Here is a 10,425-nt window from a genome sequence, read left to right on the forward strand (position 1 = left end):
CGTATCCCAGTTGATCGGGTGATCGTCCAAAAAATCGACTGAACTTCGCCACGTGATGCACGTAGGATCGCTGGGTCTCCGGTGACAAATTGCGGATCGTCAGGTCTTCAATCATCCGCTGACGCAGAGGGCTTATCTGGGCCATCTGGGGTTCTCCTGTCTGGAAAGTTGGCTCGACACCAAATCTTCTCAGACAGGGACCTCCTCAGGCCAGACCGGCGCATCAGCTACCGCGGCAGCGGTTTAGTTCAATCAGATTTGCTCGCCTTAGGGAATCCTATTTCGATTCAGCCTCAATTCATCCCGCTCTAGTCTAGCCTGAAAAATTCTCGGGGGTTGGCGGAGCCATCCCATGCCGTCGCCTGGCCCATTTGTGATCCTTGCGATGCCAAGGACGGGCACGCACTACCTGGAAGAATTGCTGAACGAGCATCCGAATGTGTTGAGCAACGGTGAGTTGCTCAACACCTACGATACAAATTGGTTCGATAAAGATCGCTTGGCAGGCAGCGATCGCGCGCTTCTTGAGCTTGCCTACTTGCGCTACTGATGAGAACGGAAGGCGGCTTCAGCATGACTGAGTTCGAATCCGCAAATTGGCGCCATCAATTTCCTGGTCGAACTGAGATCACCTCCATAGTTGATTTTCAGGTGGCTCATCCGCTCGTCGAGAACGCAGGCGATGTACTGCTGGAGCATCAACTTCGGATGGACGGCGAACTGCCATTGCTGAATTGCGCGCCGCTAATCCAGAAGCGCAAGTCCGCGCTGCGATGATGGGTTTGTTGAGGTAGGTGATGGCGACATGGTCCTTGACCCTACCCGACATCCCGAAAAGTGGACGAAGAACAGTGCCGGTGAATGGCAGCGTGCAGACAAACCGCCGCGCTACCTCTGCAAAACTGAGGGTAGCGAGAGCAGTGATGTCGAGAGCTCACCAAGTTCACCTAGATACTCGTTCGAGGATGACTTCATGTGATCAACGGGCGCCGGACTTTGCAACCGTTGCCGTGCGCCCCGGTCTTTTAAGGGATTCAAAACCGAGTATTGTTTTGGATTCTCGGCGATTGGTTCGATTCGTCGCCGTAGAAATCACTCCGGTGCGATTGCTTGGCTCCAGCACCCTGCCCCCGCGCCAGCAGGGCCGCAGCAATGCAGCCCCGCTCGCCCGGAAGATGAACTGCGGCATGAAGCGCATTGTGGCTGCAGCAGGCAAGCGAATCGTATTCGGGACGGGACACCGCCTCTTCGCGGACGATCTTCCGGATTGATTTCGGAGCGAGCCGGACGACGGCGGAGAGCGCTCTCACGTCTAACCTCAGATACGTGGCAGCTCCGCTCGGCCTCTTGCGGTAGTTGAGTTGCGTGGCCGGCAACTCGTGCACCGCCTCAGCATTTACCGTTTTGGCTCAAGACGGACATTCCTTCAATTTGCTTAATATTCATCGGCACCGCAACTCATGGGCACCACAAGCGACACGCTCGCGAGATGCCTAAAGAGCGGCCTTGGCGAACAGCCTGCGTCGAAGCTGCCGCCTCGGCAACCAGATGGACGTGGATGGCCATTAAGTGGCCAACAAAGACTTACAGAACGCGTGGGTGAGCTTGCCTCGGTGGATGGCGACGCTTTCGTGAGTCGCAGCATGGGCCTCCTGCCACTGCCGATTGTGACCACGCTGTTGATTGGACTTGACGTGGCAAGCGGCGAACTCGGCGGCGTCCAGCGTTGCCAACTCCCGCGCATATACCGGCCGTTTCGTATGAATGTGGACCCACATCGGACTCGGCATTGCACCATTGCCCAGCGCCTTGTGCTGGAGCCTGATCTCAAACAGATGGCCCGGCTCGCCACGCAACGCGGACGGCTGATCCGGTGGGATCAGCTCCCCGGCCGTCCGCAATTGCTCAAGGTACTTCTGCGACGGAAGTGCGTAGGTCTTCATGCAATCGGTCGCAATAGCGGCCTTTTGCTCGTTCAAAGCCTTCACCTGTCCCCGCGTCTGGCTCAACATTTTGTTTAGCTGTTCTGTGTCTTCGTGCAATTTAGTTATTTGCGCACCCGAAAGCAGGAGGCGCAGACGAGGCTCCTTAAACGCTGCCAAACAGGCCTCCATCTCGGCGGCTTGGGTCTGAAGACGCTCGACCACAGAGTCGACGATGTGTTCGGCGTCCTCGGGGCTCATCTTGCGCGCTTGCGAGACTTCCCTTTGCAGACCAGCCAGATCGAACTGCAGGAGTTCGGTCAAGCGTGCGAATCGTGGTGTCAGCACCTCCTTCGAGGCTGGGGCGTGCCAGGTCGCCAAGCGCGCTGCCGCCTCCTTTGCACTCTTCTGCGCCTCCTCTGCACTCAAGAGCTTCTTCGTACCTAGATTCGTGCGTACGAGCACCTTGGCTACCGGCGCCGGGTTTTTGACATCCGCAGCGATTTGCGGCGACTGTCGGCCGGCTGCCGAATTGCTAGCGTCGGCGACCGAGGTGCTAGCGCGAGCGCCCTGCTTGCGCTTGCCTTTCCCCTTCCCTTTCCTAGGCGCTGCGGCCGGTCCAGCGCCCGTGTCCGCCGGCAGTTCAACGATGGCCGGCCAGTTCGGCTGCAGTTCCAGTAGGCGCACAACATGGTCCGCAGTGATCGACGCGTCCTCCACGATCCTGTCCAACAGTTCTAGTGGGAGGCCGCCGCTTGTTGGGTGATCGCTCAGGTTTGCGCGCACGTCCCGTAACGCCCATTCAAATTCCGAAAGCCGCTTCACGACGCCCTCCAAAACGGCGCAATGATCTGCGTCGAGTGGGCGTCCCGTGCTGTCCCTGACAGCAGGTACTGCCGACTCGAATGCCGGAGCAACGTCGTCCACGAAGGTATCCAGCAGAGGCAGCCGCCCGTTCTTAAACAGGAGGATTTCCCTCACGGCTGGTTCGAACGTGCCCACCTGCGACTCAATTTTGACGTGCGCGGAATCGATCCGTGACAATCCCAGCGCGAACCGTGCAAACATCAGCTCGCCGGTCGTCCGGCGCATCAGGATCTGATCTTCCTGCCGCATCTCGGCCGTTGCATTTGGTAAGCTGGCTTTGGTGGCGGAGGCGAAGCACTGCTGTTTGCAGCCCCATATCCTTTTTTCCCACCAGTTTATGCAGGCAACCTGCGCCTTCGCCGCGCTGAGATACATTTTGGTCACCTGGTCGGGGCTGGCCCGGGATTTAAGCCTCCTGACCATTTTTACCGAATCGGTTACGTACGCTTCCAACTTGTCGAGAGTCGGTGTTGTCAGTTTGTAGTAGTTGTCCACCGCAACAAGCACGACGTCGCAGCATTGCCGCACCCTCCAGTCGGGCATAATGCTCCCCGCCAAAGCCGGCGACAGGCTCAGGCTCGCGTAATGCTCCAGAACTGCTGAGCCTGCAACGACGACACGGTCCATCGGTTCTGGCTCATCGGGGGTCTGCACCGCTGCTTTACGGCAAGCGACCAGTTCCCCAAAGAGCTCGTCCATTCGTGCCTGTGGTGACACGGAAATCGGGACCGTCACACCCGAAGTTGGGGGCTGGCTGGCGGCCGGCGCCAGGGCTTCACCCTCCAATGTCGACGGAACACTGCGCCGCCGCGGACTGGCTGCACGTGGCGCGGCGGCTGCATGCCGTGCAATGTCGAGGCTTCGGTGGATGCCAACGGAGGGACCGGACGGCCGGTCGCGTGGGGCATCGTCGACACCACGCTGCATTAGAACGGCGGGCGGCCTTCTATCTATCGCCACAGAGCGCATCTGCTCCACGACGGCATCGAACGACTGGCCGCCTTCCCCAGGCGCAAGACTTGACTGCGAGCGCGAACTGCTCGCCTCCCCCGCCCTGCCGACTCGCTTTTCAGCCCGCGATCTCCCAGATCGGTCAATGCCCGTCATATTCCGTCTCCGTTAAAGGCGAGAATGTGTTGTGTATGCTGTTGGGGCTGATGTCGCTGAGCCCTCGTGTACCAAGGCTGTACAATCGCGCCTCGCCAGCTCACCAAATGTGCGTGTAGTGCGCATCGGGCGGGCCACCAATCGGTATACCAGGATTTGCACCGTCATCTTTCCGTTGCCATCGGGCCGCTTAGGCACGGCAGGTCTAGATAGATCGGTAGGCTGACGATTAGCTGACGGAGAGTTCTCCTGGACGCGCGAAATCCGACCTGGCTCAATCGTGCCCTTGATGAAAACAACCTAGGCCCCACCGGGCTGCGAATGCGCCGGATCAGATCGTCTGGCTTGCGGAGGCGCTATCACTCATCGAGGGCATGCAGAGCTTTGGAACCGGACAGACGTCGCCCGTTCTGACACGGGCTGCCTCTGCGGTTTTCTAACCGCTGATCGGCTTGAATTCACGCCCGATCCGCTCACGGAGCAACGCCCTTGGATCTCGCTGGATCGGCGGCGAGCCTGAGCTCTTCGGTCCGGCCAGGGAAGAGCGGCCGCATTGTCAAATTGAACCGAGGTCCGTTCCTGTTCGTCCGGGCCGAGGCCGGAACTTGGCGATGTGACCCGGGTGAGGTGATGCGCTCCCGCGTCCAGCGGCTAACGCGAAGTCACCGAGCCCGTGATGCTGCGATCAAGTCATCGCTGGCCATCAGCTGACTTGTCAGATGCCGTCATGATGTCGCCGGAAGTGCAGTTGCGCTGTCGACCCTGGTCTGGCGCAGGTCGGTATCTGAAAACGCTTCGGCCACCGCAGGGCTCGGCTCCCGCGCCCTCAGCCCGCCACGTGTGGGAAAGCTTGGAAACTCCGCGTGGCGGCTCCATAGAGTTGTATCGTAGCAAGCAAGCCTCGGACTTGGCGCTACGCTGGAAAAAGTCGGGCTCCTGGCAGACCCGATCCCCGTGGCAGAAGCGCAGTGCCCACATTTACCACTTTGCAGGAGCCGAACCCTGCGCGATTGTTATTTTCCGGTAGCCCGCTTTTTGTCCAGAGTCGTCAGGTTCTCGAAAGCTCCCGCTCATAGCTTGATTTTCTAGGCGTCGCCGCCAATGGAAACGGATGCAGGAGTACCTGATGGTCGCAGCAATTGGGAGTGGAATTGGCAACTTCGGTGTTTCCTTGGCCCGTAGGGGGCATGGAGATGCGAGCGGCCAACCGCACCAACCATCCACGGACCATTCTGGTCATAATAGGCCTGTTGGCGGGAGTGATGGTCAAAACAGGCCTGTTGGCCGGAATGATCGGGTTGAAGGTCCCACCATTTCTGGGGATGGCTCGCAAGATATGACTGAAGCCTTCGAAGAAGTTATCCGCTCCGTTGCGCTAACTGTTTTCAACGATGCCATGGCTGATGCTGAAGAGGCTATGGCAGACACTGAAGAGGATGCCTGACGCTGGATAGTCCGGCGTGAGGAGGTGTGTGCCGTGGTGACGGCGCAATATAACGAAAGGAAATAACATGAATGTAGGTGCTGCTGGTTCTTTCGCTAGTGCTGCGGGTTCGATGGGTAAAAACGCGGTTGACCAAGCCGCTGGGGCTGCTGCTTTCCAGTTGCAAATCCAGGAGCTAAAAAACGTTGGGGCAGAGGCGACGGCTAGAAGTATAGAGCTGCGTACTGTTACGACCCAGCTCACGACCATCAAGAAAGCCGCTGACGAACGCGTTCAGTAAATTTCGGAAGCGGGGCCCTAAGTTGCCTCGCCGCGTCACGCTGATGGCGACGCGTACCGAAATGAGCCGCATGGCAATTGCCGTGCGGCTTTTATCATTGATTGAGAGATCCTCCGTGGACCAGGCCGATTCCCTCCATTTCGAAGTGCTTTCGGGGCTCTATTGCGGACTGACCGGTAAGACTGCTCTCGAAACCAGCCTAATTGGCAGCGGCTTCGATGCTGATATCGTCTTCGTCGAGCAAGGACTGGCACCGCATCATCTTCGTATAACTCTTCTTGGCAACTCGATCGAGGTCGAGGCGCTTGCAGCCGGACTCAGCATCGAGGATAAGCGGAATATCGCCCCGGGCGAGTGCGTTGTGGCGTCCCTTCCTGTCGTCGTTCTCGTAGGCGAGATGTCCATTCTCTGGTCAGTGCGGGATGCTGCGCCAACTCGTTCGGTCGGCATACCACGCCTCTCGCTCCGTCTGCTCGCCATGATCATAGTCAGCTCTCTAGGGATGGGCACGGCATCAGCCATTTTCTCCTATAACGGGGACGGTGGTGCATCGAGCCCCAATTCATCCAGTGCCGAACATGAGTCCAAACTGACCAGTCATCCCGCCAACGACCAGATTGCGAAGGCAGCGGCCAAAGAGCTGCAGGAGGAAGTCGATAGAGCGGGCCTTCCCAATATTAAGGTCGGCTCCGCAATGGGCGCTGTGACCGCAGAGGGCACCGTCACGTCTGAATCGGTCACCAGTTGGCAGAAGCTTCAGCAGTGGTTCGATCATCGCACCAAGGGCACTCTAACGCTGGTCAATGGAGTGCTGCTCAAAGAGGAAAGGGCGCCATCTGGATTGGCCGTTGAAGCTGTTTGGCATGGTCCCCAACCGTATCTTGTCATCGACGGCGAGAAGTATTTTGTCGGCGCCGTTCTGGATGATGGATGGATGGTCGATCGGATCGATGACGGTCGTGTGCTGCTGAGCCGCAATGGCCGCGTTGCCGCCCTCCCGTATTAGATCCGCAGGCCCTATTACGCAAAAATGCGGTGGTCAGGAAACCATTCTGCCGCGCTCGGTACTAACAAAACCTGCGACAGACTTAAACAGTTGCTGACCAGCCATTTTCGCACCTGTCTATACATGCACAGCCTGCCGCTGACGGGCCGCCCATGTGGACGAGGCGCCCTCGGACTTCGAAATCTACGTTTCACTGCGTAGCAGCAGAATAATTCTCAGGCGATCGTAAAGGGGCCTCGATGGTCAACGTCCTGCGTAACTTCATCAAGCGTGCCCCGGCCAACCCGGACTTAATGGTCGCGTTGATCCTGCTTCTCGCTATCGCTATGATGATTTTTCCTATCCCGGTCGTGGTGGTCGACGCGCTGATAGGATTCAATATGGGACTGGCCATCCTGCTGATGATGGTTGCCCTCTATGTCAGTACCCCACTAGATCTTTCCTCTTTGCCCGGCGTCATTTTGCTTTCCACGGTATTCCGCCTGGCGCTCACGGTCGCAACGACGCGACTGATCCTGGCCGAGGGGGACGCAGGCAGCATCATCCACACGTTCGGCGATTTCGTGATCTCGGGCAATATCGTGGTGGGCTTTGTCATCTTTCTGATCGTCACCATGGTGCAATTCATGGTCCTCGCGAAGGGCGCCGAGCGCGTAGCAGAAGTGGCGGCGCGGTTCACGCTCGACGCTCTGCCGGGTAAGCAAATGGCGGTCGACGCAGAACTGCGTAACGGCCACATCGATGCCGACGAATCTCGCAGGCGGCGCGCTGCATTGGAGAAGGAGAGCCAACTCTACGGCGCGATGGATGGTGCGATGAAATTTGTGAAGGGCGATTCCATCGCCGGACTGGTGGTTATCTTCATCAACATGGTGGGTGGAATTTCGATCGGCTTGCTCTCGAAGGGCATGTCCTTCGGCGAGGTGGTGCATCACTATACGCTGCTCACGATAGGCGATGCGTTGATATCGCAGATTCCGGCTCTGCTGCTCTCAATTACAGCGGCGACCATCGTCACTCGTGTGACTGGGGCGGCGAGGGTCAACCTTGGTACCGAAATAGTCAATCAGCTCACGGCCAGTACGCGAGCATTGCGGCTGGCAGCTTGCGTCTTGCTTTTGATGGGGTTTGTTCCTGGCTTCCCTATGCCCGTCTTTCTGATGTTGGCCGCAGTCTTTGCCGGGATAAGCATTGTCAAGGGTGATGTGCTTGGCGCCGCCGATGTCGACGGGACGAGTGCAGCTGCAGTAGAGAGCCAAAAGCAAGCCGCGCCCGCGCAGGATTCTCCGATCGCTTTCTTCCTTGCACCAGGCCTGATGCACGCTATTGAGCAAGTCGAATTGCAGCAGCACATTGCCCGCGTTTCTCAACTGGTCTCAGCCGATCTAGGCATTGTTGTACCCCAGATCCCAGTCTCGGTCGACCAGCAGCTGCCCGAGTCGCAATTCCGGATAGATGTCGAGGGGGTGCCAGTCGAACAGGATGTGATCGATCTGAGCCAGCCAACGCTCAAAGACGACGAGACCAACATTGAATCGAGCGGTATCCCCTTTCGGCGTGATCCAAAAACGGACAGAATCTTGGCCGAACAAAGCCGTGCACCAGCTCTCAAGGGCGCTGGCATCGAGCATTACGGTCCCAGCGAAGCCCTCGCGTTGCGCGTTCGTGCAACGTTGACCCGCTACGCGCCGCGTTTGATCGGCATCCAAGAGACCCGCCAATTGCTAAGCCGAATGGAGCAGGAATATTCTGATCTGGTCAAAGAGGTGCTGCGCACGACGCCAATCCCTCGGATTGCCGATGTGCTGCGCCGCCTCCTGGATGAAGATATCCCGATCCGCCATACCCGCCTCCTCTTGGAGGTTTTGGCCGAATGGAGCGAACGTGAGCAAAACGTCGCCCTGCTCACGGAATATGTTCGCTCAGGTTTGAAGCGGCAGATCTGTCACCGTTATGCCAACACAGAGGGCATCGTGCTCGCCCTGATCATCGAACGTGAGAGTGAGGACGTGATGCGCAATGCGGTTCGAGATTCGGCTGCAGGCCCTTATCTCGTACTAGAGGATCGGCAAAGCGAAGCGCTGCTGCTACAGATGCGTCAGACCCTTGCCAACACGACGCCGGGTCAGACCCGCCCTATCGTTTTAACTTCAATGGATGTGCGACGCTTCGTCCGTGGTTTCCTCACCCGACACGGGATCGATCTTGCCGTGCTGTCTTATCAAGACCTCGCCTCCGACTTTACAATTCAACCCGCCGGATCCATCAAACTCCCGACAGGAGTTGACAGTGGAGCGCTGGAGTAAAACGCAATATTCGCCTTGCCAACGACTGATGTCGTATCACCTCCATGATCATTGGGAACAAAATATGAAGCCAAACGAGAACATAGTACCAACGTTAATGCCATTTCGCCGTTACTCACTTCTTTACGCTGTACTTGCCATCCTGCTTCTCGGCGGTTGCGCTACGGACAAGTCCGCTCTTTCAGTGAAGGAGACGTCGTCCCCAGAGTTGCTCAATGCCAATCAAATCGATCCGGCTATGCGCGAACGCATACTGCGCGCAGTCGGTCAGGATGCTGAAGAGCGGGCTTTACGGGATGAGCTGAAGCAGCACCCGGACAATATCGATGCGGCGATCCGTCTTACGAACGCCTTGGTGGCGCAGAATCGCGCGCATGAGGCGCTTCAGGTCGTCGACAGCGTCTTAGTTGCAGCGCCGGGGAATTTGCGTGCACTGAACGCGAAGGGAGTAATCTTGGACATTGAGGGGCGGCATAACGCGGCACAGGCGCTGTATCGGCAAGCTCTCGAAACAGAGCCAGGGAATGAGATGGTGCGCCACAATTTCAATCTGTCGCGTGCCATTGCTGGGAAGTCCGACCGAGGACGTTGACACGATCGCGATAGCTGTGCACAGGGCATGCGCGGCGCATCGTAGCGGTCGCCGGCCTGCTGGGTTTGTCTGAAGACTGGCGTTGTGCAAGCACTGGACCGTGGTGAGGGACTCGCCCCCCGTTTTGCCACATCCCGCTTGCCATTTGCGGCCCGATGCTGTCATCAGGCGATATTGTGATCCTTCCGTCCCGATAGCTGTAAACCTCTACAGGCTGCATCACTTAACCATGCGCCTGATAAGTTGAAGCTGCTGAAAGTCCTTCTCTCCAAAAAAAGGCGAGATCGGCACCGGTCTGCAGAAAGAGTTTGGCGACCATGGTCGCCACCCATCGAAATGGCCGGGCCGGAAGGCACCGCACAGGCCCTCGCTGAGGCCGGACACCGAAACGGTCGAGGCAAAGCCTTCGGGATAAATCTGCGCCGCATCCGGCACATAAAGCATATGCGCACCCAGCGGAGCGAGCTTTGCAGCATCTTCATTTTCGGTGCGCGGATAGGCTGCGAGGTCGGCGGCACTGTTGAACTTGTGTGGATGCCAGCCGTTTTGCAAGGAAGATTTGAACCTTTGAACGCGTGATCGAGTGCGGACTTGTGTCAGGCCTTTCGGGTGCGGCCATTTCACATGCCGCGGGCCGGTATGGTGATGCGCGGATCAGGTCCAAATCTGCTTGGCGAGCTCATGAGGCTCTCGTTCAAGCACTGGTTTTCCTGACCCCGATCTGATCGATCATTTGCCCATGCGGTTCTTGCCTTCCTCACATCTCCGACGTACCGGCTTCAGGTGTGCTGCTGAATGATCATGCCCGCACCATCGCCGGATTCCGGTAATTCTCTTGTTTCGTCAGCATGGCCCAGATGCCACGCGCCATCTTGTTCGCTAGCGCGATTGCCACCAGCAT

At 58.0% G+C, this 10,425-nt stretch carries 7 protein-coding genes and 1 pseudogene; 5 read left to right on the plus strand and 3 right to left on the minus strand.

Going from position 1 to position 10,425, the window contains the following annotated elements; translation table 11 throughout:
- The coding region (locus M727_RS40990; RefSeq protein WP_198032736.1) for a phage integrase N-terminal SAM-like domain-containing protein at positions 1-145 on the minus strand (145 nt) is incomplete at its 3' end.
- 207 nt (positions 146-352) lie between these two features.
- Here M727_RS40990 and M727_RS0131710 point away from each other — a divergent pair.
- Together M727_RS0131710 and M727_RS43915 are read left to right on the plus strand one after the other, a co-directional pair.
- Positions 353-547 (plus strand): annotated as a pseudogene (locus M727_RS0131710) (sulfotransferase); the annotation flags it as partial.
- Between the two features lie 26 nt (positions 548-573).
- Positions 574-777 carry a hypothetical protein gene (locus M727_RS43915; RefSeq protein ID WP_280944200.1) on the plus strand — a complete coding sequence of 68 codons (204 nt, stop codon included), beginning with the start codon at positions 574-576 and terminating at the stop codon, positions 775-777.
- Between the two features lie 788 nt (positions 778-1,565).
- On the opposite strand, the gene M727_RS0131725 is transcribed toward M727_RS43915, so the two are convergent.
- Entirely contained in the window at positions 1,566-3,488 is a 1,923-nt protein-coding gene (locus M727_RS0131725) for a hypothetical protein (protein ID WP_245269089.1), read from the minus strand.
- Positions 3,489-5,735: 2,247 nt separating this feature from the next.
- Between M727_RS0131725 and M727_RS0131745 the strand changes: the two genes are divergently transcribed.
- From M727_RS0131745 to M727_RS0131755, 3 genes are all read left to right on the plus strand, one after another.
- Entirely contained in the window at positions 5,736-6,626 is an 891-nt protein-coding gene (locus M727_RS0131745; protein WP_027155924.1) for a hypothetical protein, read from the plus strand.
- 239 nt (positions 6,627-6,865) lie between these two features.
- Complete coding sequence (gene sctV, locus M727_RS0131750; RefSeq protein ID WP_027155925.1) at positions 6,866-8,932, plus strand: type III secretion system export apparatus subunit SctV; 2,067 nt, start codon at positions 6,866-6,868, stop codon at positions 8,930-8,932.
- Complete coding sequence (locus tag M727_RS0131755; protein WP_245269091.1) at positions 8,916-9,524, plus strand: tetratricopeptide repeat protein; 609 nt, start codon at positions 8,916-8,918, stop codon at positions 9,522-9,524. Before sctV ends, M727_RS0131755 begins: the two co-directional genes overlap by 17 nt.
- Before the next feature lie 219 nt (positions 9,525-9,743).
- Here the strand turns inward: M727_RS0131755 and M727_RS38430 are convergent, their stop codons facing one another.
- Positions 9,744-10,148, minus strand: coding sequence for a pantoate--beta-alanine ligase (locus M727_RS38430; protein ID WP_084646996.1), 405 nt, complete (start codon positions 10,146-10,148; stop codon positions 9,744-9,746).
- Between the last annotated feature and the right edge of the window lie 277 nt (positions 10,149-10,425).

This window comes from Mesorhizobium sp. WSM2561 (genome assembly GCF_000513915.1).
In the GTDB taxonomy this organism is placed as follows: domain Bacteria; phylum Pseudomonadota; class Alphaproteobacteria; order Rhizobiales; family Rhizobiaceae; genus Mesorhizobium; species Mesorhizobium muleiense.